This is a genomic window from Sphingobacterium sp. B16(2022) (assembly GCF_012030425.1).
In the GTDB taxonomy this organism is placed as follows: Bacteria; Bacteroidota; Bacteroidia; order Sphingobacteriales; family Sphingobacteriaceae; genus Sphingobacterium; species Sphingobacterium anhuiense.
In genome coordinates, this window is record NZ_JAAUVN010000006.1 from 306392 (window position 1) to 332270 (window position 25879).

A 25879-nucleotide genomic window follows, 5' to 3' on the forward strand; every position below is an offset into this window, starting at 1 on the left:
CTTTTTATTTTCCTCTATTTTAAGGATAGCAGATTAAAAAGTGATCAAATTTTATCTGCCATTAAACAAGCTTACCATCTATTGTTGCTAAATAGCCATAATCTTCAAATGCAAAGCTAGAGGTTTCTTTCATTACATAATTTAATAACAACTTAGATCTTAGAAGTAAGATTTGCTGTTCTTGAACGTCCTTACTTTTCAAACCATCGTGCATCAGTACCAATGCTAATGGTCTTATCTGCTCCACTTCCAGATCTTCTTTCGCGTAGCTTAATAAAGCTTCATCAGTTACCGTCAAGAAAAATTGACGGCTTTTTTTAAAAAACTCATCGTAAGCTTTATCAAATACAATGGATGAAGGCTCATCAAAAACATGCTGTTCATCGACAAGTAATCTCAAAAACTTACCCATTTCATTTGTCCAATTCAACAATGAATTACTTTCAAATCTAATTCCCATACTATCTTATTTGTCCATTACCCGTTACATACCATTTTTCAGTCACTAATTTTTCTAAGGCAAAAGGTCCTCTAGCGTGAAGCTTTTGTGTAGAAATACCGATCTCAGCTCCTAAACCAAATTCTCCACCATCTGTAAATCGCGTGGAGGCATTGGCATACACTGCAGCGGCATCCACAGCATTCATAAATCGTTCCAATTTTTCCGAATCATTGGAGACAATACATTCTGAATGACGGGAGGAATAAGTAGCAATGTGCGTCAAAGCCTGTTCCAGTCCGTTTAATATTTTAATTGAACATTTAAGATCTAAAAATTCACGCCCAAAATCAACTTCATTTGCTTGTTGCAAATAAGGATATCCCAATCGCTCTAAAATAGCATAACTCCGTTCATCAGCAAAAACTTCCACCCGCTCCTTTTCAAAGGGAACGATAATTCCATCTAAAAATGAATCAGCAATCTCTTCATCTAATAATATCGTATCCAATGCATTGCAAACAGAAGGTCTGGATATTTTTGCGTTAGCAACAATAGCAACAGCCTTATCGATTGTTGCTGATTGCTCTACATAGGTATGACACACCCCAGCACCTGTTTCAATAACGGGAACTTTAGCATGCGCACGAACAAAATCAATCAATGATTGCGAGCCTCGGGGGATAATAATATCCACAAATTTTGTTGCCGTAAGTAATTCTTGTACAAATTTCCGGTCTGTTGGCAGTAATTGAACAATATTTGGGTTTAAATGATGCTGAATCAAAACTTTTTGAATGATCTCAACCAATATCTGATTTGTATGAAAAGCATCCGTGCCACCCCGCAACAGACAAACATTGCCCGAGCGAATACATAATGCAGCCACATCAATAGTCACATTCGGTCTAGACTCATATATAACCGCGACTACCCCCAAAGGAACTGCTTTCTTTTCCAACAATAAACCATTATCCAAAACCTGCTGGTTTAATAACTTTCCGGAAGGATCAGGAAGTTTAGCAACATCCAACACACTTTTTGCCAAAGCCTCTATCCTTTCGGCATTCAAAACCAACCGATCCCTTTTCGGATCATCTGCATCTAATAATTTCAGATCTTTTTCATTTTCAAATAGAATAGCAGTAACCCGTGCTCGCAATATCTCTGCCAGATCAGTTAAAATATGTGCTTTTGTATCTGAATCCAATTGATTTATATCCCTTGTTGCAGCCAATGCTGCTTCTAATTGCTCTGTGATATTTTCCATATTATAACAATACGATATCATCAGCATGTGCTAAGATAATATCTTTACGTTTTACATTCTTCATTAAATCGCCCATATCCCACTTAGATTTAGCAACAGCAATGATTTGATCATCTTCGTCAAAAATATGGAACACTTCACCTTCCTCAAACTGTTCAACACAGGTTTTAACACCAACAAGTAAGAGACTTTTTCGTTGCAAAAGTGCCTCTACAGCACCTCTATCAATAATTACTTTACCCTTAATTAAACTTCCACTTGCTAACCATTTATTGCGGGAAGAAACCTTTTTAGGTTGTGCCATGCAGATCGTACCCGTTTGACCTTCGATCGCTTTCAGCAAGGCATTTTCAGTTTGCATGCTAAAAATAACAGCCCGTATCCCCATCTGATTAGCCAACCGTGCAAAATTTAATTTTGACGTCATACCACCAAGACCGACAGAAGACTTATCTGTTCTTGCTAAAGAAAGTGCCGCCTTATCGATCACTTTTAATTCGGGGATAACTATTCCTTCCGAATCCATAACTCCGGGTACCGAAGTTGTAAATAAAATTTGCTCAGCACCAAAGCCAACTGCAATCAAAGTCGCCAACTCATCATTATCAGAAAATTTCAATTCTTTATTACTCACCACATCATTTTCATTGGCAATAGGAATAATGTTATTTTTCCATAAAGTTTCGTAAGTATTTTTCAATTGCACAAATTGATTCCTATTTGCAAAATGCTGACGCTCACATAAACTTTGAGCTAAAGCAATTTTAAAGGGTCGAAAATAAGTACTATAAATTTGCAATAACAAAGGATTACCAATAGCTGCTGCAGCCTTTCTTTCTGACAAAGTCCCCGAATACCGTGTCAAAAACTTTTTTCCTGCCGCAACTGCTCCTGAAGAAACCAGAACGACATTATATTTCTGTTGTATTTGAGCAACCTGTCTTGCAATCTCCAATACGATCCGTTCATCTACCTCCCCGTCCGCTGTCGTAATAGAAGCTGAGCCAAACTTGATAACAACAATTGGCTTTTTCATATATTTTTTTGTGTTTATTTTGTTTAGGTAATTACTTATTCTTATAAAAATAAAGAAGCGTTTTGACAAAAGAAAGGTTTATGAAAAATTATCTACCAAAAAGGTATATTTTATATGGTACAATTTGTGTAGGAATACTCTCAATTCAAAACACCATCATATATGAATCGTTTACTTAACAGTATCATGGTTGCTTCGCTTTTGTTCGTTTCATGCCAACAAAAGAACAAGGAGGCTGCCCAATCCAAAGAAACAGCGACAGTGGGCGGTGATAAAGACAAGCACGGCTGTATCGCCAGTGCAGGATACAATTGGTCAACTTTAAAAGATAGCTGTGTTAGGCCTTTTGAACAGATACAATTGGATATCGTTAATAATTCAGATAGCTATGAAACAGCGGCATTTCTGATTATTGATGATAAGAAACATGCCGCAGAGGTTTTTCTAAAAGAAAGCCCAGAAAGCATTGTCTTAAAACACGTCAAAGAATATGAATATGAAAATCAGGATTACAAGTTAATTCAGGATCAGCATTGCTGGACATTAATTAAAGGCGACAAAACTTTATATAAAAAAAAAGAATAAAAAAAGGGCTTAAGCCCTTTTTTTATTTAAATCGTTCATCAAATATTTTCTCTAGGGAGAACATCTCATCTCTAAGTTTAGCGGCTTCTAAGAAGTCCATTTCTTTGGCTGCCTTTTCCATTTTCTTACGAACTGTATCGATCGCTTTTTTAAGCTCTTTCTCACCTAGGTATTGTAACACCGGATCTGCGGCAATGGCTACCGAAGGATCTGGCTCAACATATATCTTTGGCTCCAGTCCATTGAAATCAGCGACCGAGGTTTGCTCCATAATCTCCTCTTTAGTTTTTCCGACAGTTCGAGGCGTAATATGATGTTCTTCGTTATATTTCATTTGTTTCTCACGACGGCGGGTAGTCTCATCAATAGTAGCAGCCATACTATCCGTCATCCGATCTGCATACATGATCACACGCCCTTTGTCATTACGCGCAGCACGACCGATTGTCTGAATCAATGATCTCTGAGAACGCAAAAAACCTTCCTTATCAGCATCCAATATCGCGACTAATGTTACTTCAGGTAAATCAAGACCTTCCCTCAATAAGTTGACCCCTACCAGAACATCAAATTCACCAAGACGCAATCCTCTTAAAATTTCGACCCGTTCCAATGTCTTTACCTCAGAGTGAATATACCTAACTTTTATATGCAGCTTAGTCATATATTTGGTTAACTCTTCTGCCATACGCTTCGTCAACGTTGTCGCTAACACACGTCCACCGGCTTTAATGGCCTTATCTGCTTCCTCAAGGAAATCATCCACCTGATTAATCGCTGGATGAACTTCAATAATCGGATCTAACAACCCTGTCGGCCGTATAACTTGCTCAACAAAAACACCTTCCGTCTGCTGTAACTCGTAATCTCCCGGTGTTGCAGAAACATAAATCGTCTGATTCGTCAAAGATTCAAATTCAGGGAAATTCAAAGGCCTATTGTCAAGCGCTGCCGGTAACCTAAAACCATGTTCTACCAAAGCAATTTTTCTGGAACGGTCTCCACCATACATGGCCCGTAATTGCGGAATCGTTACATGACTTTCGTCTATAACAAGTAAATAATCTTCGGGAAAATAATCCAGTAAACAGAAAGGACGCATCCCAGGCTCACGACCATCAAAAAACCGCGAATAATTTTCAATTCCGGAACAATAGCCAAGCTCTCGCATCATCTCCAGATCGTAATTAACACGTTCTTCCAGACGTTTCGCTTCCAGCATCTTACCTTCCTCTTCCAACTGTGTTCTACGTTGCACCATCTCTTCTTGAATTGCCCAGATCGTTGAAGTAAACTTTTCCTTTGGTGTTACAAAGAGTGTTGCAGGAAAAAGAGCTAGATCTTCCATTCTACTTAAGGTCTTTCCTGTTACCGGATCGATTTCACTCAACTCATCAATCTCATCACCAAAAAATGATACGCGAATGGCAAAATCCAAATAGGCTGGGAAAATATCTACTGTATCTCCCTTTACACGAAAAGTACCTCTCTTAAATTCAGTCGTCGTACGCGCATACAAGATCTCAACCAAGCGATGCAAAAATGCGTTACGGGAAATCACTGTCCCAACAGCAAATCGAAAAATCGACTTGGAGAAATCTTCAGGATTACCCATACCATAAATACAGGAAACAGAAGATACAACAATAACATCACGCCTTCCCGACATCAGTGCCGTTGTAGTAGCAAGACGTAATTTCTCAATCTCTTCATTGATCGCTAAATCTTTCTCAATATACGTATTCGATGACGCGATAAAAGCTTCCGGCTGATAGTAGTCGTAGTAAGAGACAAAATAATTGACAGCATTGTCAGGAAAAAACTGCTTAAACTCTCCGTAAAGCTGAGCTGCTAATGTTTTATTATGGCTGAGTATTAAAGTCGGTTTCTGTGTTTGCTGAATCACATTCGCCACTGTAAACGTTTTTCCAGATCCAGTCACCCCTAAGAGGGTTTGGTATTGTTCTCCTTCGTTTAAACCCTGCACCAATTCTTTGATTGCAGTAGGTTGATCTCCAGTAGGCTTATATTCAGACGTAAGTTGGAACTTCATAAAATCTTATTCAAGTAATACAAATTTAATCAAAATAAATGAGGCATTTATATTATTCAATGAGTCTGCTATTCACAACTATTTTTCCGTTTAAACAAACAATAAGTAATAATATTTGTGTAAATTGGTATAATCACTAAAATCTACACGATATGCTCAATATCCTCAGCACACAGAACAGCATCGCAAATCAATACATTGCCGAACTACGTGATGTCAACATTCAGAAAGACCGCATGCGCTTCCGGCGCAATCTAGAACGCCTTGGGGAAATATTTGCCTATGAAATCAGTAAAACACTGACTTATGCACCTGTAGATGTAGAAACTCCATTGGGTGTTGCAAATACGCAGATGCTCCTTGATCAACCCGTTTTGGCAACTATTCTGCGAGCAGGATTACCCTTACATCAAGGTTTGTTGAATGTTTTCGATCACTCGGACAGTGCATTTATTGCGGCCTATCGTCACACCAAGAAAAGTGGTGAATTTGAAATCCATAAAGAATATGTAAACACCCCAAATCTGGATAACAAAATTGTCATTGTTGCCGATCCGATGCTAGCCACCGGAAAAAGCGCAGTACTATGCTGTAAGGATCTTTTAAATGATTATGCAATTAGAGAATTACATATTGTTATTGCCATCGCTTCCGAAGAAGGTATTAGACATGTGCAGGCATTCTTACCCAAAGCGACAATATGGGTCGGAGCAGTAGATAATGAACTGACAAGCAAAGCGTACATTGTACCCGGTTTAGGCGATGCGGGAGACCTTGCTTTTGGAAATAAGCATTAGTCTTTTAATAATTTAGTAGTAAAAACTTAATACAGAGCATCGCTCTTAACACATTATATATCAGTAAATTTAAACAACAAAATGAAATACGCACATACACAAACTAACTTATCTTTATATGACTTGGCAAAAATACAATGGCGAAAGCATCAAGACATCCATATGGGATGCTGTTGAAACCAACATCTTAAAAGAAATAGATCTAGGCAATAAGCTCAAAGTCTATATCGGGACAGATTCACAGATTAAAAGAGGAACTATTGATTTTGCAACCGTTATTGTTTTCCTCCGAGAACACCGAGGCGGATTTATGTTCGTACATAAAGATAAAAGAAATCACCTGATGGGCATTAAAGAACGGATGCTCCTCGAAGTTCAAAAATCCATCGACGTTGCTTATGCACTTTGTCCACTCCTAGAGCAATACCAAGTCGATTTGGAAGTCCATGCAGACATTAATACCAACCCTAATTTTCAATCTAATGTCGCATTAAAAGAAGCCATGGGTTACATTATGGGAATGGGTTTTGTGTTCAAGGCAAAACCAGAATCATTTGCCAGTACGACTTGTGCAAACAAGCAAGTACAATAAATGAAAATAGTGACTGAGCACCTTAAAGATCGTTCGATACGATAGCTCTAATAGTTCGCAATTCATCTTAAAGTGTTGATGTCCTAAAATTACTTTTGGACAAATGAACGGTTTTGCTAAATTCGTATCTTTACTTCTAAAGACATGAGAGCTATGCCAGCAATTATACAGCAGATTATACAACAATTTGCCCAGACGACCATGCTTGAATGGATCGGTACCATCACCGGTTTTTTATGTGTCTATCTCGCCGCTAAACAACATATCCTTAATTGGCCCATCAGCGTAATCAGTGTGGTGACCTATGGCTATATTTTCTATCATAGTAAATTATATGGGGACGCCGTATTACAACTCTATTTTTTAGTTACAGCCATTTATGGCTGGTATTATTGGTCAAAGAAAATCAGAGAAAACGATAAGCCTATTGTCTCCTTTACAAAACGTGAAATGCTGTTCACGATAATTACTATCGGAATCCTGACTGCTTTGCTTGGCACTTTTCTACAAAAGCTGACTGATTCAGACGTTCCATATGCAGATGGTTTTTGCACTGCCGTAAGCTTTGTTGCACAATTTTTAATGACACGAAAAGTACTGCAAAACTGGCTACTGTGGGTTTTTGTAGATATCTGTTATATTCCACTTTACTTACATAAAGGTTTATTGCTAACGGCGATTCTATATTTTGTATTTGCCGTGATTGCTTGGGGAGGCTATAGAGACTGGAAGTCCACTTATCGTACTTTTATGCAATAATGTCCAAACAAGATGCCTAACTTTATGCGCACAAATGAGTACATCAAATCCAGAATTAATGAAGATAGCTGTCGTTGGACCTGAATCAACAGGTAAATCAACGATTGCTCAGGCTATAGCAAGACATTTCAACACGGTTTGCGTTCCTGAATTTGCACGTGAATATTGTAAAAACTTGCATAATGAATACACCCTGCAAGATGAAGTTAATATGTATTATGGACAAATCGCGCTTGAAGACACTTTAATACCTTTAGCCTATAATAATATGTTGCTATGTGATACAACGATATTGACTGTCAAAATCTGGTGTGATCATCTCTTTGGTGATACACCTCAGGAAGTAAAAAACGAAATACAACAACGACCATATGACCTTTTCTTACTCATGGATATCGACCTACCATGGGAGGAAGATCCATTACGCGATTTCCCGGAGCAACGTGAACACTTTATGGAAGTGTGGAAACAGGAATTAAATCAACTCAATGCGCGATATGCCATTATTTCCGGATTAGGAGCTGAACGTTTTGAAAATGCACTTAAGGCGATTAAAAGCAAATAACTTTTTTGCCATTTGTATTAAACTGATATCGAAGCTCGTTTATAATTCATAGACTCCGGTTATAGAAATGTCAAAAGTAATATTGATCATAAAAAAGATTTTATCTTGGTAGCACCGCAAAATAAATCGTATTGTAACCTACAATAGGCTAGAGAAGAGCTACAAAAATCAATAGTTATCCATCCTCATGTCACAAAAGCTTTGGAATGGCAAAAAGAAATGAGATAAAAATAAGAAAGGCGATCTCTAATCAAGATCGCCTTTCTTATTTTTAACAAAGTGAATACTAGTAACGGTAAGCTTCCGCTTTAAACGGACCGTCAACTGTAACACCAATATAAGAAGCCTGCTCTTCAGTCAACACATCCAGTTCAACACCGATATGCGCTAAATGTAAACGAGCAACTTTCTCATCCAAATATTTTGGAAGTGTGTACACTTTATTCTCATAAGCAGCCGTATTCGTCCATAATTCCAATTGCGCTAACGTTTGGTTTGTGAACGAATTTGACATTACGAATGAAGGATGTCCCGTAGCACAGCCTAAATTCACTAATCTACCTTCTGCTAATAAAATGATATCAACACCGTCAATCGTATATTTATCAACCTGAGGTTTAATTTCAATTTTTGTATTACCATAGTTTTCATTTAACCAAGCAACATCAATTTCATTATCAAAGTGACCGATATTACAAACAACCGTTTTGTCTTTCATTGATTTGAAATGCTCAGGACGAACAATATCTTTATTACCTGTAGTCGTAACAACGATATTAGCTTCTTTAACAGCATCAGCAAATTTTTTCACTTCAAATCCTTCCATAGCTGCCTGTAAAGCACAGATAGGATCGATTTCAGTAACGATAACACGAACACCAGCAGAACGTAAAGACTCTGCAGAACCTTTTCCTACATCACCGTAACCCGCTACAACAGCAACTTTACCTGCCAACATCAAATCTGTTGCACGACGGATAGCATCCACTAAAGATTCGCGGCAACCATATTTATTATCAAATTTAGATTTTGTAACAGAATCATTAACATTGATAGCTGGTAAATGTAATGTCCCGTTCTTCATACGTTCGTATAAACGGTGAACACCAGTAGTTGTTTCTTCAGACAAACCTTTGATTTCAGCGATCAATTCTGGATATTTATCAAACACCATATTTGTTAAATCACCACCATCGTCTAAGATCATATTCAACGGTTGACGCTCTTCACCAAAGAATAATGTTTGCTCAATACACCAATTGAATTCTTCTTCGTTCATACCTTTCCAAGCATATACGGGAATCCCAGCAGCGGCAATGGCAGCAGCGGCGTGGTCTTGTGTAGAAAAGATATTACAAGATGACCAAGTCACATCAGCACCCAGTTCAACCAAAGTTTCAATTAAAACAGCTGTCTGAATAGTCATGTGAAGACAACCCGCAATACGCGCACCTTTTAAAGGTTTTGCGGCACCAAACTCAGCACGAAGGCTCATTAAACCCGGCATTTCAGCTTCCGCTAATTCTATTTCTTTACGGCCCCATTCAGCAAGGGTGATTTCCTTAACTTTGTATGGTACGTACGTACTTTCTACTGATGACATATATTATTCTTTTTAAGTTTTAAATTTATTAGCAAAAATACCATTCAATACCTTTAAATCAAAACGTTGAATTTGAAAGCTGTAAAATTCTGACATTGTTTTGAGACTAACGTCTTGACTTAGCTCCTAACAACACTTATATTTGTATGATTAAATTTAAAAAAGAAGATTATGTATCCAGAATATTTAGTAGAACCAATGCGTAAAGAGCTTACAGATGTAGGTTTCGAAGAATTAAAAACTGCTGAGCAAGTTGATGCGGCTATTGCTACAGAAGGAACTGTATTTGTGGTTGTAAACTCAGTATGTGGTTGTGCAGCGGCAAATGCTCGTCCTGCTGCTAAAGCGGCAGTAAAAAATGAAAAACATCCAACTAAATTTGTTACTGTTTTTGCTGGTATGGAAAAAGAAGCTGTTGATAAAGCTAGAAACTATATGTTGCCTTATCCTCCGTCTTCCCCTGCTATGGCATTATTCAAAGATGGCAAATTAGTTCATATGATAGAAAGACATATGATTGAAGGTCGCTCTGCCCAAATGATCGCTGATAATTTAGCAGCTGCATTTGACGAGTACTGTTAATCATTTATTTTGATTTTTGAAAAAGAAAAAGGCTGTTCGAGTTATTCGAATAGCCTTTTTTGATATTATCAAATCATTTGCTTTGCTCAAATGAGCCCTGCAGATTCAAATTAATTTCTTGGAATATAAGTCTTATTACCATTACTATTGATATAGTATTTGCCACCTTCTGGGCCAATATATACATCATGACCATTATACTTCTCTGAAGATAACTTGCCTGCAGTTGCTTTAGTAGGAGTTGCAGTCGATTTTTTCACCTTATTTGTTGAAGCTGTCACATTACTTTTAGCTTTCTCAGTTGATTTAATCGCTTTTTCAGATTCCGCTTTTGATAAAGCGCTTTCGTTCTTAACTGACTGCTTATTTACTTCCTTCGCTTTTATTGCTTCATCCTTCGCTTTTCCGGCAGCTTTAGTAGCTTTAACGGCATCTGATTTAGCGACCTTACTTTCTTTTTCAGCGACCTGTTTTGTACTTGCAGCATTCTCCTTTACTTTTTCCGAAGCTTTTACCGTTTTAATTGCGGAAACCTTCTCCTTTTTAGCTGTCTCTTTTGCTTTTACGGTATTATCCTTCACCGCTTTCTCTGTTTTTTTAACAGCCTTGTTTGGAGTAGTTTCTTGTGCAGTACTCATGGTAATACCAAACACAGAAACAAATGCAGCTAATGCTGCCATTTTTTTAAAATAATTTAAGGTATTCATAACCCAATATATTTAAGTGTAAAACTAGTTTTAAAAATCAAAACAAATGCCAAAACTCCTTAACAACAAGCACGTTAACAGATATTTAACGTTACTAATGGTTAATAAAAAAAGGGTTTTATGAGATCAGTCATAAAACCCTTTAATCTGGTTCTTTATTTACCTGGTGGCTTAGCTTTAGGCATCATTTTATTACCCTTTCTGTCAGGAGTCTTTTTTCCTGCAGTTGAATCCTTTGCCGCCTCAGGATTTTCTTTAACCGGTGCTGCTGGCTTCACCTTTGGTTCCGATTTTTTCACAGGATGCGTCTGTTGCGCAGATACTGAGGCTGCTCCATAAACCAATAAAAAGGCAACGATAGCTGCAGTTATTCCTGAAAATTTTATTGCTTTCATAATAGAAGATAGCGTTAGTTTATTTTGATAAGAATCGCTCAAACCAAGTGCCACAAAACAATCCCAAAATTATTTAACACACTTACTTACAATAAATTAAAATCAAAAATCATTTATTATTGTATTATAATAATTATGATTACAGGTAATGAAATTATTTTTAAACAGAAATCTGTAAAATATTAAAACTGTATGTTTTAACCTCCATACTTCATGCACATATCCTTATATTCATACACATCATTCAATCTCCTTAACAACTGGTGTATTCTCCTTCTTTATTTTTCGAACTTTTAAATACAATAGAACAAATGAAAGAATAAAACAAACAACAGTTGTCAAAGCCAGCGCTAAGATCGAGGACTTCACATTTGCAACTGCCCCCTGTTCTATCACTAACACCCGGAAGATCTCTAAATAATGTGTCAGCGGAATCAATTTAGAGATATAGACTACCCAATCAGGCATCTGGCTCAAAGGCCACGTAAAGCCGCTCAAGATAAAGCTTGGTGTAGCGATAACCATGAGTATCTCGGTTGCTTTAAGTTGACTCGGAATAATAATACTCACCAGTATACCGATAAAACTAACTGCGAGTAAGAAGAATACAGTTCCTAATAAAAACGGACCAATTGGTATTTCAAGAGGCATTCTATAAAAAAGTGAAAAACCATAATAAAGAAAATAAATACCTACGGACATGATCAAAAAAGGAGCTATTTTCACTAAAATCAGCAGTAGCACATTAGACGATTTAGTTACTAACTCCTTAAATGTTCCCTTTTCAAACTCTGATGCAAAACTTAATGCCAAAGCTAACATCATCACTTGTTGTAATACAGTTAATAGCACGCCCGGAAGCATGAAATATAAATAGTTTCCGCTTTTAATATGCTGTTTAATGATTGTAGTTTTAAAAGGTTCATATTGCTGATTGGCTACGTACCCCGGGACACCTTTCTTCTGCTGTGCTTTAATCTGAATCCCGGCTTTTAATGTTGCTGCACAGACATTCGCCGCCATGCTCGCATAATTAGAAGTTAATGTATTGGCTGCATTGACAAAGAGCGTCAACTCCGTAGAACGGTTATAGTTCACATCCGAATCAAAATTCTTTGGAATCTGTACCACAACGGTTGCTTCATGTTTCAATGCCTCTTGTTTTGCATTAAAAGCATCTGGCAAAACTGCTGCAACATAAATCACCTCACTCTCATTAAACATTGTGATCAGTTGCTTGCTTAGCGGACTTCTGTCTTGATCTACAACGATAATAGGTAGATGAGTCACTTTACCCTTTTGATAAACTGCACCAATTAACACCCCATATAAAATAGGTGCGCCCACAAAAAGCATCAATAACACTTTATTTTGAAAAAAGAGCCTAAATTCTCGTTTTAATAAGGATAAGAATGTGCGCATAATACTTATTTTGTGTTATCAAGATGAAGAATAAACGTCGCCTTAGTCAATAATTTATCCGAACCAACTTTTTGCACAGGTTTCAATTTTACCTCAAACAAAGATTCCTGCTGTTCAAAATCGGGATAAGCCGTAGCAATATTCGCATAAGAACTCAATGTTTTAATGGAAACCACCTCAGCTTCTATTTTTTTATTATCTAAATATGGAAATGAAAGCTGCTGCTTACTTCCTACTATCAGGTTATGTAACTGCTTTTCAGGAATTGTAACCCGGAAATAGGTACCATCCACCAAGTAACCAGAAATTAAGCTATATCCCGCCAAAGCAAGTTCCCCGACTTTTAAATTTATGGTTTCAATTGTCATATTTTGAGGCGCGATGATAAAACGTTCCTTCGTTGCAACATCCACTTCGGATACCGCCCCTATTGCTCTCTCCTTTTGCCCCAAAGCCATTTTCTGCTGTTCTATTCGTGCACCGTTTTCAGCATCCGCAAGTTCGGCCTGAACAGCTAAATATTGATTCTTTGCCCCTTGAAATTTCATATAAACTTCATCGTACTGCTGTTGAGCAACCAAAGAGTCCTTAATGAGGTTTTGCATTCTATTCAGTGATTTTTGTGCAAATTCATATTGCTCACGCAACCCATCACGCTTCGCTCGCAATTGCTTCAACTGATTATCTGTTGCTCCTTTTACAGCCATTTTGTATTGCGCTTCAGCAGACTCAAGAGCCCCTTTAGCTTGAATAGATTTGGCTTCAACCTCTGGAAACTCCAAAATCATTAAGGTGTCGCCAGCCTGCACAACATCGCCCTCACTCACTAAAATCTGATGTATTTTTCCAGGAATCTTGGTCGTTACAGCAATCTGATCCCGCTCAATCTTTCCCTCAAAAGTTTTTTTAAGAGGAGCTTCATTGCTACAGCTTTGCATTAATGCCGCGATTCCAAGTATAGATATATATTTTCTCATAATTATTTCACTAATGATTGATAAAGACTTCCTTGTGATTTTAATAATTCTAAAACAGCAGTACGCTGTAATAAAAGTTGATTATAAAAACTAAGTGACTGCTTGTAAAGCTCATTTTCTGCACTTAACCTTTCCGTTACATCTATTAATCCAGCTTCAAATTGCTTTGATGCCAATGAAAGATTATTATTTGCAATTTTTATCTGCTGTTCATGCACCGCCATTTTTTTCATCGACAACTGGTAATCCGAATTTGTCTTACGTTGCAGCAACATTAATTTATCCCGCGTATCATTCCATTTATTCTGATTCATAACCAGATCCAGATTTGCTTTTTTGATATTATTTCGATGTTGATTTCCATCAAATACATCCCACTTAACACCAACCCCTACAGCAAAACCCGGTGCCATCTGAAAATGATTAGCACTTAAATTAAGATCACCGGCAAGCGGTACATCTTTGAATTTGAACTTTGTGTCAAAGGCGTTGAAATAAAAAGCACTACCAAAAGCAAAAATCTGTGGTAATTTTGCTCCCTTTTCTTTTTTCAGTACATACTCGTACGCACGTTGAGAACTTGCCAAAGCTTGCATTTCCTTCCTGTTCTCTACAGCAGGTTGTACCGGATCTACAATCGCTAGTTCCAATGGATAACTCACTGTCTTAAGACTATCTAGAGGCATTTTAGTCAATTCCTCCAATTTAAAATATAAGAGTTCACGACTATTGGTCGATTCGGCTTTCTTACTTTCTAACTCCAGCATAGCCAATTTAATTTTATCACGATCGTAAGGTATAGCCAAACCATTCTCGATCGCTTTTACTACTTTAAGATGCTCCTTATTCAATCTTTTCTCCGAATCAGCAATCAAAGCATCAACTTCTTTCAATAACATGATCTGGTCGAAAGTCTGCACCACTTCCTGAGCAAGCCCCTCATAACCGGCTTCGGTCATCAGCTGCTGTGCTTTATACTTTTCATCCAAAGCTTTTTTCCCATTCGTAATCTGTAGACCACTAAAGATAACCTGTGTCGCATTTACACCTGCAAAGCCAACCTGAGAAGAGGTATTAAATTTTTGTGCACCTTCAAAAAGATTCAGTCCCAAGATCGGAAGGGTTTTTGTCGGAAGATCTAATTCTCCACTAGCATTGAGATATCCATACATACCCATAGCAGATATGTGGGGTAATAACTTTCCGCTCACAGAATTCTTATCTAAAAGGGTTTTCTGATTTTCTAAATAACTATTCTTAATATCGCTATTATTCTGTATTGCCTTTTGAATAAATTCTTTTAGCTGGGGACTAATACCTTGCTGTCCAAACGTTGTATTTTGAAACAGAAAAGGCATTAAAAACATAAAGCATGAAATCTTTTTAACTAACATATTCATAACTCGCATAAGGGTCGATTAGTATATTAAGTAACAATACAAAGATGCGTATGTTTTACGATTTAATTTTTAAGATATCTTAAAAAGGAAAAAATTAATCAAGTTGTCCTCTTATTACCGATAAAGTCTGTTGCGACATCCCTAAATATGAGGCAATATGTCCTAGAGAAGCATTTTTAAGAAGTTCCGAATTTTCTGTTAATAGTAATTGGTATCGTTCCATAGCCGTTTGAAACTGCATATTATAAAACCGATTGGAGAAACTGATCACCGAATCGAGTAAAACTTTTTGAATGATCTGATTCACAACAATGTGAGTCTTTGCTAATTCCAAAATATGTTGAAAAGGTATGAATGAAATTTTACATGTGGTCAAGGCCTGAAAACCAAATAAAGAAGGTTTTTGATAGAAAACACTCTCTATACCTGTACTAAATGTATTGGGTCCAAAGAAATAATGTGTAATATCCTTACCATTCTTATAGTAGAAGATCCGTGTTAAGCCAGATTCTACAAAATAAATATATTTTAAGTAGCTATCAGGTTCAAAAATTATATCTCCTTTATAAAATTCCTTTGTTTCAATAATCTGAGAAAACAACAACATTAAGTCGTCATCAATAAGATATAAGGTTTTGAAATGTTCCAATGCAGTCATAACTTAAATATGCCAATTTTAAATCAAAAAACCACAAAAAAAGCCCTTACTATTTATAGTAAAGGCTTTTCTAACATATATTTTTTCTTCTATTGCATATCAAACAAATGTTTTTCTGCATGATAAGAAGATCTCACTAATGGACCTGATTCAACATATTTGAATCCCATTTTTAAACCAATTTCTTTATATTTATCAAACTGCGCAGGTGTAACCCACTCCACTACAGGGTGATGAGCCTTAGTCGGCTGTAAGTATTGACCTATTGTTAAAATATCAACCCCTACATTAAATAAATCTTGCATTGTCTCAATAACATCTTCCTCAGTCTCTCCAAAACCAAGCATTATACCCGATTTGGTACGCAGACCAGCTTCAGAAATACGACGAAGACATTCTAATGAACGATCATATTTTGCTTGAATACGCACTTCACGAGTCAAACGTCTTACGGTTTCAATATTATGAGATACAACCTCTGGACGAACAGCAAGCACGCGATCAAGATTTTCCCATTGTCCTTTAAAATCAGGAATCAAAGTCTCTAAAGTAGTTGTAGGACTTTCTTGACGAATAGCATTGATTGTTTCTGCCCAAATGATAGAACCCCCATCTTTCAAGTCATCACGATCGACAGAAGTAATGACACAATGTTTCACCTGCATCAGTTTAACCGAATTAGCAACTCGCGCTGGTTCATCCAGTTCAACAGCTTTGGGACGCCCCGTTGATACAGCGCAAAACGAACACGAACGTGTACAAATATTGCCTAAAATCATGAATGTAGCAGTTCCTGCACCCCAACACTCACCCATATTAGGACAGTTTCCACTCTCACAGATCGTATGTAGCTTATGCTCGTCTACTAGTCCTCTTACATGTCTATATTCTTTACCAACTGGCAATTTTACACGCAACCAATCTGGCTTACGCTGTGTTTGTGTTGCAGGGATAACTGGAAGTTCAATCATGATGCAAAGTTAATGATTATAAATGTAATTTTTTATCGACATTTTGTTTGAATACTATCATAATAACCATTGTCACCACATATCATACAGTTGAACGTATTGTTTTTTTTATGATATTTGTAAAACATCATATTAAATACCAATTCACATGCGATTTAGCCATTCAGTAACTTTGGTACTTTTAGCGGGACTTTTACCCCTAAAAATATTTGCTCAGCAAAATTTTGACTTAATACCGAAACCCAGCAGTCTTACACTAGCAGTTGGTTCTTATCAAATTCCAGCTTTTCCAAAAGTTTATGTTTCAGAAGAATTCATAAATGCCAGTCAGTTACTAACGGAACATCCGGCTATAACATCTATTACGACCGAAATTGTAAAAAAGATTAAGAAAGCACCCAAAGAAGGAATTCGCATCTTAAAAGCTGAGGAAACAGATAAACTAGATAAAGCAGCCTATCGCATCGGTATTACTGATAAAGGAATTGTTATCCTAGCTCATGAAGTTGCCCCTGTCATCAATGCCATTTACACACTTGTTCAACTCGGCTACTTACAGGACGATCCTGCTCAGATAAATGCTGTGGATATCGAAGATCAACCAAGTTTTTTATATCGCGGATTACATTTAGATCCTTCACGTCATTTTATTCCTTTCCCTATTATGAAGAAATTTGTAGATGTTATGGCTCTCTACAAATTGAATAATCTGCACTGGCATTTGACTGATGGAGCGGGATGGAGATTAGAGATTAAGAAATACCCAGAATTAACCAATAAAGCGGCGTGGCGCACACATGTAAAATGGAAAGACTGGTGGAACAATGGCCGTCAATATGTGGATGCAGGAACTCCAAATGCAAGTGGTGGATTCTATACACAGGATCAAGCCCGAGAACTCGTAGCCTATGCCGCGCAACGGGGGATTAATGTCATTCCTGAAGTTGAAATGCCTGGACACTCTGAAGAAGTTTTAGCCATTTACCCCGAATTATCCTGCTCCGGTAAACCGTATACACAATCTGAATTCTGTGTCGGTAATGAGAAAACTTATGAGTTTTTAAAAAATGTACTGGATGAAGTTATTGCCATATTTCCTTCACCTTACATTCATATTGGAGGAGATGAGGCCGATAAGAAACATTGGAAAACCTGTCCTAAATGTCAAGCTTTAAAAGCAAAAGAAGGTTTAAAATCTGAAGAAGAACTTCAAAGTTACTTGATTAAACAGATGGATGAATATGTCCAATCTAAAGGTCGTAAAATTATCGGCTGGGACGAAATCTTAGAAGGAGGATTGACAAAAGGTGCTACTGTGATGAGCTGGAGAGGCGAATCAGGAGGTATCAATTCGGCCAATGCGGGACACGATGTCATCATGACCCCAGGATCCCACCTTTATTTTGATTCATACCAAACGGACCCTAGAACGCAACCTGAAACAATTGGCGGATACCTTCCTATCAGTAAAGTCTATGAATACAACCCTATTCCAGCTGCTATTCAGCAAGATAAAATTAAGCATGTTTTAGGTGCTCAGGCAAATTTATGGGCAGAATATATGCCTAATTATCAACAACTAGAATATATGGCTTTTCCAAGAACATTAGCTTTAGCTGAAGTTGTCTGGACAAAAGCTGATCTAAAAAATTGGCCGAACTTCCATAAAAGACTGCAATCACACTATAAAATTTTACAGCACTTCGATATCAATTATTATCGACCATCGTACAATGTAAAAGCTTCCGTAGATTTTGATGCAAAGAAGGCCTCAAATACGGTAACATTAACGACCGAACAATTACATGCAGATAATATCCGATTTACGATAGATGGATCAAAACCCACTTATCAAGCAACCCCTTATAACAATTCATTTGATCTCTCTGTTCCTACGATTGTTAAAGCAGCTTACTTTTTAGATTCAACTCAGGTCGGACCCATCGAAACGATCCAACTGGATGTTCATAAAGCAATAGGAAAAGCTGTTTCTTATACAAATAAATGGGACGATGGATATCCTGCACAGAAAGAACTGACATTAACAAACGGTGTTAAAGGCGGGTTAACATACCAAGATGGGCAATGGCAAGGATTTTTAAAAGATCTTGATGTTGTTGTTGATTTCGAGCGACGTGAAGAGATCAATAGTGTTGCCATGAATTTCATGCAGATTACAGGTCCTGGCGTATATATGCCTGGAGAATTTAAAGTTTTATTATCCGAAAATGGTCGAACTTTCAGAGAGGTCGGTATCGTACAGAACGACGTTTCTGATCAAGACCCAACCTTAACTTTCAAACGGTTTGAATTGAAATTAGCGAAGCCTCAACAAGCACGTTTTGTACGTGTCGTAGCAACAAATCCGAAAAAAGGATTTCTATTTGCGGATGAGCTGATTGTCTATTAAATAATGCATTCTTTACAGAGAGCAGCGGTATTAAAAAAATGTGCTGCTGCTCTCTTTTTGACTATCCTCCCGTACATAAATGATTTATCTGAAAATAAATATCGGAAAATCAAATAAAATAATGTAATTTTGCACTCCGACAAAGCGGTCGGAATATACTCTTCTCGAAGCGCATTTTTGATTGTCTTTGTTCATACTTTGAAATTTTATTTTTTGAACTAGATATAATGCCAAGAAACACCTCCATTAAATCGGTTTTAATCATTGGATCAGGTCCAATTGTAATTGGTCAAGCCTGTGAATTTGATTATTCGGGATCTCAAGCAGCCCTTTCTCTAAAAGAAGAAGGCATTGAAGTTTCCATCATCAACTCGAACCCTGCAACGATTATGACTGATAAAGTCATTGCAGACCACGTTTATTTACTTCCTTTAACTGTAGAAAGTATTGAAGAAATTCTTAAAGAACAAAAGATTGACGCCGTTCTACCTACTATGGGTGGCCAAACAGCGTTAAACTTATGTATCGAAGCTTCAAACATCGGACTATGGGAAAAATACGACGTTAAAGTTATCGGTGTTGATGTTGCTGCAATTGAAAAAACAGAAAACCGTGAAGAGTTCCGTCAATTAATGATTGATATCGGTGTAGGTGTAGCACCTTCGAAAATCGCTAACTCTTTCTTAGAAGGTAAAGAAGCAGCGCAAGAAATTGGTTATCCATTAGTGATTCGTCCTTCTTATACCTTAGCTGGTACTGGTGGCGGATTTGTACACTCGAAAGATGAATTCGACGCAGCTCTTAGTAGAGGTTTAAGTGCTTCTCCTACTCACGAAGTATTAGTTGAAAAAGCAGTATTAGGCTGGAAAGAATTCGAATTAGAGTTATTACGTGATACCAATGATAACGTAATTATCATCTGTACTATTGAGAACTTTGATCCGATGGGAATCCATACAGGTGACTCAATCACGGTTGCTCCAGGGATGACTTTATCCGACAAATGCTACCAAGACATGCGTAATCAAGCAATCCTGATGATGCGTTCTATTGGTAACTTTGCAGGAGGTTGTAACGTACAGTTCTCTGTTAATCCGGAGGATGAAGACATCATCGCAATCGAAATCAACCCTCGTGTATCTCGCTCTTCAGCATTAGCATCTAAAGCAACGGGTTACCCCATTGCAAAAATTGCTGCTAAATTAGCGATTGGTTACAATTTGGATGAATTACAAAACCAAATCACAAAAACTACGTCAGCTTACTTCGAGCCAACTTTAGATTATGTAATCGTAAAAGTACCTCGTTTCAACTTTGATAAATTCAAAGGAGCAAATACAGAATTAGGTTTGCAGATGAAAGCGGTAGGTGAAGTAATGGCAATCGGCCGTACTTTTATCGAAGCACTTCAAAAAGCATGTCAATCATTAGAAACAAACCGCGCAGGTTTAGGAGCTGATGGTCGTCAATTACGCAATTTAGAAGAGATCATGCATAGCCTTGAGCATCCAAGTGGTGATCGTCTGTTTCATATCAAAGATGCGTTTGAATTGGGGGTACCATTGGAATCTATCCGCAAAGCAACCCGTATCGATAAATGGTACTTAGTACAAATCCAAGAATTAGTAGCCTTAGAAACAGAACTTCGCCGCTACCAATTGAACAATATTCCAAAAGACTTCTTCATGACCTTGAAACAAAAAGGTTATTCAGATATCCAAATCTCTTGGTTATTAGGAAATGTAACGGAAGATGAAGTATACGACCGCCGTAAGGCATTAGGTATTAGCCGTGTTTACAAAATGGTTGATACTTGTGCTGCGGAATTCCCTGCGCAAACACCATACTACTACTCTACTTTTGAAGAAGAAAACGAATCAGTAGCTTCTGATAAGAAAAAAATCGTTGTATTAGGCTCAGGTCCTAACCGTATCGGTCAAGGTATCGAATTTGATTACTCTTGTGTACACGGTTTATTGGCCGCTAAAGAAGCAGGATTCGAAGCAATCATGGTTAACTGTAACCCAGAGACAGTTTCAACGGACTTCAACATGGCTGATAAATTATACTTTGAGCCAGTATTCTGGGAACATGTTCGCGAAATTATTGAATTAGAGAAACCAGTAGGTGTTATCGTTCAATTAGGTGGTCAGACAGCTCTTAAAATGGCTGATCAATTAGAAGCACTTGGTGTTAAGATCATCGGAACAGATTTCCAAAATATGGATTTAGCTGAAGATCGCGGTCGTTTCTCAGATCTATTGAAATCTTTGGATATTCCTTATCCTAAGTATGGTGTAGCTGAGTCGGCAGAAGAAGCAATCAAAGTTGCGAACGAAGTTGGATATCCAGTTCTTGTTCGTCCATCATATGTACTAGGTGGTCAAGGAATGAGCATCGTGATCAACGATGATGACTTAGAGAAAGCAGTCGTTAACTTATTGAAAAACCTTCCTGGAAACCGTGTCCTAATTGACCACTTCTTGGATCGTGCTGAAGAAGCAGAATCTGATTCCATCTGTGATGGTGAAGATGTACACATCATTGGTATGATGGAACACATCGAACCTGCAGGTATCCACTCTGGTGACTCTTACGCAGTACTACCTCCATTTAGCTTATCACAAGCTGTACAAGATAAAATGGCAGAGTATTCGATCAAATTAGCGAAAGCATTAGATGTAAGGGGGCTATTAAATATTCAATTCGCCGTGAAAGGTGAAAATGTCTATGTAATCGAAGCAAACCCACGTGCATCTCGTACAGTTCCTTTTATCGCTAAAGCATACGATGTACCTTACATCAACATCGCAACAAAAATCATGTTAGGCGTAAACAAATTGAAAGATTTCAAAATCGAGCGCAAATTACAAGGTTGGGCAATCAAAGAACCTGTATTCTCGTTCTCTAAATTCCCTGAAGTTGATAAACAGTTAGGTCCAGAAATGAAGTCTACAGGTGAAGCTATCCGTTTCATCAAAGATTTAAATGACCCTTACTTTAGAGATTTAGTTGCTAAAAAATCGATGTTCTTATCGAAATAAGCTTAAACTCTTATTGCATAAAAAAGCCTTCTTATTTATTTAAGAAGGCTTTTTTTATAGGATCATATTTGTTCACGAGTTAAATGTCTTTAACGCATCTAAATCCTACATTGTTTGTCGGACTATTAATCTCACCCTTTCCCCGGCTACCTGCTTTATAACGCTCACAATATTGATCATTGCAGAGAAACGATCCACCCCGTTGTACTCGTTTTACAGCCCCCGGTTCATCGGGATCATATGCATCAGTTGGACCTTTAGGATTATCGGCATTACTTTTTGCATAATAATCAGGACGATAAAAGTCAGCGCACCATTCCCAAACATTCCCTTCCATATCATACAGACCGATTGAATTTGCAGGAAAAGCTTTAACTGGCGACGTACCGATGTAACCATCTAACTTCGTATTGAGAACAGGAAACTGTCCTTGAAAAATATTAGCCAAATAACGATCATTATCCAACAATTCATTTCCCCAATAATAGGTCATCGGATTTGATGTACGAGCACGTGCTGCGTATTCCCATTCGGCTTCTGTTGGTAAACGTTTTCCTGCCCACTTTGCATAGGCTTCAGCATCTTGATAAGCAATGTGTACAACAGGAAAGTCCTCTTTACCCTCAATACTGGTATTTGGACCTTCAGGATGCTTCCAATTAGCCCCTACGACATAAGACCACCACTGCAGATGATTGGTTAAACCTTGAACCTCTTTTGGTGGTGAAAAAATAGCAGAACCTGGCTTTAACATCGCCGGATCTACACCTGGAAATTCCTTTGGATCTAACGGTCTTTCAGCCACAGTTACATAACCGGTCGCTTTTACAAATGCTTCAAATTGACCATTTGTTACTTCATGTTCATCAATTAAAAAATCATTGATTTTAACTTCATGAACTGGTTTAGCATCAACAAACTGATCCGAACCCATCATAAAATATCCACCTGTAACCTTGACCATTTTAACTTGATCAATACCAGCCCCTTCAACAATATGATGCGCAGTATCTAAATTCGAGAATCGAGAGGGAATATTTGTTGCCATATAACAGCGGGAAGAATCCTGCGAAACAAAGAGATCGGCAGTATTACCTTTCGGCTTACTGTTACTGAAGCATGAAGTCAATAAGACAAAACATGGGACACAAAAGAATATATTCCTGTACATAGGTCGGTCGATAACAAATAAAGTTACAATTTAGATATTTTTAAACAAGAAGTGAAACGATCGTCAATAAAAAAGGGAGAACAATAACCGCTCTCCCTTTCTAATAGTTAACAAAAAGATTATACGTCTAATTGAACACCGCTTACTTTACCTTCTTTTGAACGTATTTTCGTTGTACCACCACCATTTAAAGTGATATCTACAGGCTTATTCGTTTTCCATGCACCTTTAGTAAAATCAGGAATATTGACCGTTCTAGAGTTGTTTTTTACAGAATCAAAACTTAAAGGAACGATACAACTCCAAGAAGCTGCATCATAAACATCTTGATCCAATGGTAAACCATTGCGCAAACAATCTATTAATCTCCAGTCCATCATGAAATCCATTCCACCATGACCACCTACCTGTTTTGCCTGCTCACCAATAAATTTCACTAGTTCAGGTGTATATTTAGCATACAGTTCTTTCATTTTATCTTTGGAGATAAATTCATGTCCAAACGCAATATTTTCATCAGGATATTTCTGCGCATAACCTTTTGTACCGCTTAATGTATGTAATCTAGAATATGGTCTTGGCGAAGTCACATCATGTTGCAACATAATTGTCTTACCCAATTCTGTACGGATTAAAGTTGTATTCATATTACCACGGAAGTTCTTACCAACAAATTCTTGATAAAAAGAATCTTTTGCTGCCAATTCTTTCGCTTTAGCGCCCATTTGGAAATCATTTGTAGACATAGCAACTAAATGATTCATTTTATCACCACGGTTTATATTCATACATTGCGCAACCGGACCTAAACCATGTGTTGGATATAAGTTACCATTTAACTTAATATTTTCACGCAATCTCCACATATTATCGTAACCATTTTTCGCAAAATTTAAGTCCAATAAATCGTGAATATATGCTCCTTCGCCATGTAACAGCTCACCAAATAGACCTTGACGCGTCATGTTTAATGTTAGCATTTCAAAGAAATCATAGCAACAGTTCTCCAACATCATACAATGTTTTTTCGTTTCTTCTGATACGCGAACCACTTCCCAACAGTCTTTAAGAGTTAAGGCAATCGGCACTTCACACGCAACATGCGCACCAGCTTTCATTGCGCCGATACTCATGGGAGTATGATAGTCCCATGGAGAACAGATATAAACTAAATCCAATTTCTCATTTTTCAGCATGTCTTTCCATCCGTCTTCACCAGAATAAGATTTTGCATCTTTCAGCGATTTCTTACGCAGGATACCTTGAGCCCGTTCTACACGGTCTGCATGTTTATCACATAACGCAACGATCTCAACACCATCAATGTAAGACAAACGATCCACAGCACCAGGACCACGCATTCCTAAACCAATAACTGCTGCACGCACTTTATCAATCTTAGGGGCCGCATGACCGGACATGTTGAATTTTGTTGCAGCCAATACATTGGAATTTAAAGTTGGTAATGTCACCGCTACAGATGATAAGATACCCGCTTTCTTTAAGAAATCTCTTCTATTAGAATTCATATTTTGATAGATTAATTTACATACAAAATTAAAGGGGCCATAGAAAGCCCCTCTAAAATCACCTATTTTAAAACAAACTAAACAGTCTTTGAAATGATTATCAAACTTAATGATAACAGTCGTTCAATAATTAGTTATAGAATCAGCCGTAGACCTTTTCTATAACAAGAATACACTAGAAAATCGGTAATTAAAAATAAAAAAACAAAGCAATCGTTTGCTTAAAATAAACAACCGTTTGCAAAGTGACATCCAGCATTCAGATATTTCTCAAATTCTAGTAACCAATTAGTTACATCTAATAATCTTGTTCATAATTAAATGAAGAAACTTCTGAATTATAATTTATAGCATCCTGAATTCTCTTATCATGAAACGCAGAGACATGTATCTGTTATTAAAATAAAAATCATTTCTGAAGTCCTTCTTTTGGATTAATAAACATCAATCTGAAGAGCTCGTTAGCATATCTTATGAATTATTAAAATATACTATGAAATAATAATGTGTTATCAAACTGAACACAATCCTAGTAATATGTTGAAGAATCAATCAACATATTAAGAGAATCTAATGCCACTATGAGGAGCAATCAATAAGTAATTATGGATTCTGAAACTAATGGGGTTATAAGCATGGGTATGTATAGCATAAAAGCAGAAGCTGCCATTATGCTTGTCCGATAGGAAGAGGATATAGAAGCTGAATAGGTTAAATGATGAGCATGAAGGGCCTGCAGAAGCTACCGGAAGAACAGGAATAGCCCTGTTCACAGCATAAAAAGGTATAAACACAAAAAAGCCTCTGCTGTATAGCAAAGGCTTCTGTATAAAAAAAGGCACCGACCTACTCTCCCACCTGTTACGGCAATACCATCGGCTCTGGCGGGCTTGACTTCTCTGTTCGGAATGGGA

Annotated in this window: 23 protein-coding genes; 8 read left to right on the forward strand and 15 right to left on the reverse strand. The window is 37.4% G+C overall.

Annotated features, from left to right (window positions below; translation table 11 throughout):
- Positions 1 to 61: 61 nt before the first annotated feature.
- The 3 genes from HCX49_RS23630 to proB are packed head-to-tail and all read right to left on the reverse strand — an operon-like array spanning position 62 to position 2745.
- A complete protein-coding gene (locus tag HCX49_RS23630) occupies positions 62 to 460 on the reverse strand; it encodes a hypothetical protein (protein ID WP_168128313.1) in 399 nt (132 codons plus the stop codon).
- Position 461: 1 nt separating this feature from the next.
- Positions 462 to 1709, reverse strand: coding sequence for a glutamate-5-semialdehyde dehydrogenase (locus tag HCX49_RS23635; protein ID WP_168128314.1), 1248 nt, complete (start codon positions 1707 to 1709; stop codon positions 462 to 464).
- A gap of 1 nt (position 1710) precedes the next feature.
- The gene (proB, locus tag HCX49_RS23640; protein ID WP_021192437.1) at positions 1711 to 2745 is read right to left on the reverse strand and encodes a glutamate 5-kinase; all 1035 of its coding nucleotides are present in this window, start codon (positions 2743 to 2745) and stop codon (positions 1711 to 1713) included.
- Between the two features lie 162 nt (positions 2746 to 2907).
- On the opposite strand from proB, the gene HCX49_RS23645 reads away from it, so the two are divergent.
- Positions 2908 to 3330 (forward strand): hypothetical protein, encoded by a 423-nt coding sequence (locus HCX49_RS23645; RefSeq protein ID WP_168128315.1) that lies wholly within the window; start codon positions 2908 to 2910, stop codon positions 3328 to 3330.
- 22 nt (positions 3331 to 3352) lie between these two features.
- Here HCX49_RS23645 and uvrB read toward each other — a convergent pair whose 3' ends face one another.
- Positions 3353 to 5383, reverse strand: coding sequence for an excinuclease ABC subunit UvrB (gene uvrB / locus HCX49_RS23650; RefSeq protein WP_132772531.1), 2031 nt, complete (start codon positions 5381 to 5383; stop codon positions 3353 to 3355).
- Between the two features lie 152 nt (positions 5384 to 5535).
- Between uvrB and upp the strand changes: the two genes are divergently transcribed.
- The 4 genes from upp to HCX49_RS23670 all read left to right on the forward strand — a co-directional run bounded on the left by upp (position 5536) and on the right by HCX49_RS23670 (position 8096).
- A complete protein-coding gene (gene upp, locus HCX49_RS23655; protein ID WP_021190634.1) occupies positions 5536 to 6180 on the forward strand; it encodes a uracil phosphoribosyltransferase in 645 nt (214 codons plus the stop codon).
- Positions 6181 to 6298: 118 nt separating this feature from the next.
- Positions 6299 to 6772, forward strand: a complete 474-nt coding sequence (locus HCX49_RS23660; RefSeq protein WP_021190635.1) for a ribonuclease H-like YkuK family protein — start codon at positions 6299 to 6301, stop codon at positions 6770 to 6772.
- 153 nt (positions 6773 to 6925) lie between these two features.
- Positions 6926 to 7531: a nicotinamide riboside transporter PnuC gene (gene pnuC, locus HCX49_RS23665; protein WP_168128316.1), complete on the forward strand. Its 606-nt coding sequence runs from the start codon at positions 6926 to 6928 to the stop codon at positions 7529 to 7531.
- A 34-nt stretch (positions 7532 to 7565) separates the two neighbouring features.
- Positions 7566 to 8096, forward strand: a complete 531-nt coding sequence (locus HCX49_RS23670) for an AAA family ATPase (RefSeq protein WP_168128317.1) — start codon at positions 7566 to 7568, stop codon at positions 8094 to 8096.
- A 286-nt stretch (positions 8097 to 8382) separates the two neighbouring features.
- Here HCX49_RS23670 and ahcY read toward each other — a convergent pair whose 3' ends face one another.
- A complete protein-coding gene (ahcY, locus tag HCX49_RS23675) occupies positions 8383 to 9699 on the reverse strand; it encodes an adenosylhomocysteinase (RefSeq protein WP_168128318.1) in 1317 nt (438 codons plus the stop codon).
- Positions 9700 to 9870: 171 nt separating this feature from the next.
- On the opposite strand from ahcY, the gene HCX49_RS23680 reads away from it, so the two are divergent.
- Positions 9871 to 10281 carry a BrxA/BrxB family bacilliredoxin gene (locus HCX49_RS23680; protein ID WP_021190642.1) on the forward strand — a complete coding sequence of 137 codons (411 nt, stop codon included), beginning with the start codon at positions 9871 to 9873 and terminating at the stop codon, positions 10279 to 10281.
- Positions 10282 to 10391: 110 nt separating this feature from the next.
- Here HCX49_RS23680 and HCX49_RS23685 read toward each other — a convergent pair whose 3' ends face one another.
- The 7 genes from HCX49_RS23685 to lipA form a co-directional block, all read right to left on the reverse strand.
- On the reverse strand, positions 10392 to 10961 hold the full coding sequence (locus tag HCX49_RS23685; RefSeq protein WP_237682880.1) for a hypothetical protein: 570 nt from the start codon (positions 10959 to 10961) through the stop codon (positions 10392 to 10394).
- 182 nt (positions 10962 to 11143) lie between these two features.
- Complete coding sequence (locus HCX49_RS23690) at positions 11144 to 11383, reverse strand: hypothetical protein (protein ID WP_168128320.1); 240 nt, start codon at positions 11381 to 11383, stop codon at positions 11144 to 11146.
- Between the two features lie 240 nt (positions 11384 to 11623).
- A complete protein-coding gene (locus HCX49_RS23695) occupies positions 11624 to 12805 on the reverse strand; it encodes an ABC transporter permease (RefSeq protein WP_168128321.1) in 1182 nt (393 codons plus the stop codon).
- Positions 12806 to 12810: 5 nt separating this feature from the next.
- On the reverse strand, positions 12811 to 13782 hold the full coding sequence (locus tag HCX49_RS23700; protein WP_168128322.1) for an HlyD family secretion protein: 972 nt from the start codon (positions 13780 to 13782) through the stop codon (positions 12811 to 12813).
- A gap of 2 nt (positions 13783 to 13784) precedes the next feature.
- Complete coding sequence (locus tag HCX49_RS23705) at positions 13785 to 15176, reverse strand: TolC family protein (RefSeq protein ID WP_168128323.1); 1392 nt, start codon at positions 15174 to 15176, stop codon at positions 13785 to 13787.
- Between the two features lie 100 nt (positions 15177 to 15276).
- Positions 15277 to 15840 (reverse strand): Crp/Fnr family transcriptional regulator, encoded by a 564-nt coding sequence (locus HCX49_RS23710; protein WP_132772544.1) that lies wholly within the window; start codon positions 15838 to 15840, stop codon positions 15277 to 15279.
- An 89-nt stretch (positions 15841 to 15929) separates the two neighbouring features.
- Entirely contained in the window at positions 15930 to 16811 is an 882-nt protein-coding gene (lipA, locus tag HCX49_RS23715; protein WP_021190648.1) for a lipoyl synthase, read from the reverse strand.
- Positions 16812 to 16959: 148 nt separating this feature from the next.
- On the opposite strand from lipA, the gene HCX49_RS23720 reads away from it, so the two are divergent.
- Both HCX49_RS23720 and carB read left to right on the forward strand, forming a co-directional pair.
- Positions 16960 to 19221 (forward strand): family 20 glycosylhydrolase, encoded by a 2262-nt coding sequence (locus HCX49_RS23720; protein ID WP_168128324.1) that lies wholly within the window; start codon positions 16960 to 16962, stop codon positions 19219 to 19221.
- A 227-nt stretch (positions 19222 to 19448) separates the two neighbouring features.
- Complete coding sequence (gene carB, locus HCX49_RS23725) at positions 19449 to 22265, forward strand: carbamoyl-phosphate synthase large subunit (RefSeq protein ID WP_132772548.1); 2817 nt, start codon at positions 19449 to 19451, stop codon at positions 22263 to 22265.
- A 79-nt stretch (positions 22266 to 22344) separates the two neighbouring features.
- Here the strand turns inward: carB and HCX49_RS23730 are convergent, their stop codons facing one another.
- The 3 genes from HCX49_RS23730 to HCX49_RS25470 form a co-directional block, all read right to left on the reverse strand.
- The gene (locus HCX49_RS23730) at positions 22345 to 23313 is read right to left on the reverse strand and encodes a formylglycine-generating enzyme family protein (protein ID WP_168128325.1); all 969 of its coding nucleotides are present in this window, start codon (positions 23311 to 23313) and stop codon (positions 22345 to 22347) included.
- A 242-nt stretch (positions 23314 to 23555) separates the two neighbouring features.
- The gene (locus HCX49_RS23735; protein WP_021190651.1) at positions 23556 to 24965 is read right to left on the reverse strand and encodes a Gfo/Idh/MocA family protein; all 1410 of its coding nucleotides are present in this window, start codon (positions 24963 to 24965) and stop codon (positions 23556 to 23558) included.
- 560 nt (positions 24966 to 25525) lie between these two features.
- Positions 25526 to 25879 (reverse strand): hypothetical protein (locus HCX49_RS25470; RefSeq protein WP_206368687.1); only part of this gene is annotated, 354 nt, incomplete at its 5' end.

Bases quoted from the DNA above. Each gene is read 5' to 3' on its own strand.
- HCX49_RS23630 (WP_168128313.1), bottom strand. From the start codon at position 460: ATGGGAATTAGATTTGAAAGTAATTCATTGTTGAATTGGACAAATGAA.
- HCX49_RS23635 (WP_168128314.1), bottom strand. From the start codon at position 1,709: ATGGAAAATATCACAGAGCAATTAGAAGCAGCATTGGCTGCAACAAGG.
- proB (WP_021192437.1), bottom strand. From the start codon at position 2,745: ATGAAAAAGCCAATTGTTGTTATCAAGTTTGGCTCAGCTTCTATTACG.
- HCX49_RS23645 (WP_168128315.1), top strand. From the start codon at position 2,908: ATGAATCGTTTACTTAACAGTATCATGGTTGCTTCGCTTTTGTTCGTT.
- uvrB (WP_132772531.1), bottom strand. From the start codon at position 5,383: ATGAAGTTCCAACTTACGTCTGAATATAAGCCTACTGGAGATCAACCT.
- upp (WP_021190634.1), top strand. From the start codon at position 5,536: ATGCTCAATATCCTCAGCACACAGAACAGCATCGCAAATCAATACATT.
- HCX49_RS23660 (WP_021190635.1), top strand. From the start codon at position 6,299: ATGACTTGGCAAAAATACAATGGCGAAAGCATCAAGACATCCATATGG.
- pnuC (WP_168128316.1), top strand. From the start codon at position 6,926: ATGCCAGCAATTATACAGCAGATTATACAACAATTTGCCCAGACGACC.
- HCX49_RS23670 (WP_168128317.1), top strand. From the start codon at position 7,566: ATGAGTACATCAAATCCAGAATTAATGAAGATAGCTGTCGTTGGACCT.
- ahcY (WP_168128318.1), bottom strand. From the start codon at position 9,699: ATGTCATCAGTAGAAAGTACGTACGTACCATACAAAGTTAAGGAAATC.
- HCX49_RS23680 (WP_021190642.1), top strand. From the start codon at position 9,871: ATGTATCCAGAATATTTAGTAGAACCAATGCGTAAAGAGCTTACAGAT.
- HCX49_RS23685 (WP_237682880.1), bottom strand. From the start codon at position 10,961: ATGGCAGCATTAGCTGCATTTGTTTCTGTGTTTGGTATTACCATGAGT.
- HCX49_RS23690 (WP_168128320.1), bottom strand. From the start codon at position 11,383: ATGAAAGCAATAAAATTTTCAGGAATAACTGCAGCTATCGTTGCCTTT.
- HCX49_RS23695 (WP_168128321.1), bottom strand. From the start codon at position 12,805: ATGCGCACATTCTTATCCTTATTAAAACGAGAATTTAGGCTCTTTTTT.
- HCX49_RS23700 (WP_168128322.1), bottom strand. From the start codon at position 13,782: ATGAGAAAATATATATCTATACTTGGAATCGCGGCATTAATGCAAAGC.
- HCX49_RS23705 (WP_168128323.1), bottom strand. From the start codon at position 15,176: ATGTTAGTTAAAAAGATTTCATGCTTTATGTTTTTAATGCCTTTTCTG.
- HCX49_RS23710 (WP_132772544.1), bottom strand. From the start codon at position 15,840: ATGACTGCATTGGAACATTTCAAAACCTTATATCTTATTGATGACGAC.
- lipA (WP_021190648.1), bottom strand. From the start codon at position 16,811: ATGATTGAACTTCCAGTTATCCCTGCAACACAAACACAGCGTAAGCCA.
- HCX49_RS23720 (WP_168128324.1), top strand. From the start codon at position 16,960: ATGCGATTTAGCCATTCAGTAACTTTGGTACTTTTAGCGGGACTTTTA.
- carB (WP_132772548.1), top strand. From the start codon at position 19,449: ATGCCAAGAAACACCTCCATTAAATCGGTTTTAATCATTGGATCAGGT.
- HCX49_RS23730 (WP_168128325.1), bottom strand. From the start codon at position 23,313: ATGGCAACAAATATTCCCTCTCGATTCTCGAATTTAGATACTGCGCAT.
- HCX49_RS23735 (WP_021190651.1), bottom strand. From the start codon at position 24,965: ATGAATTCTAATAGAAGAGATTTCTTAAAGAAAGCGGGTATCTTATCA.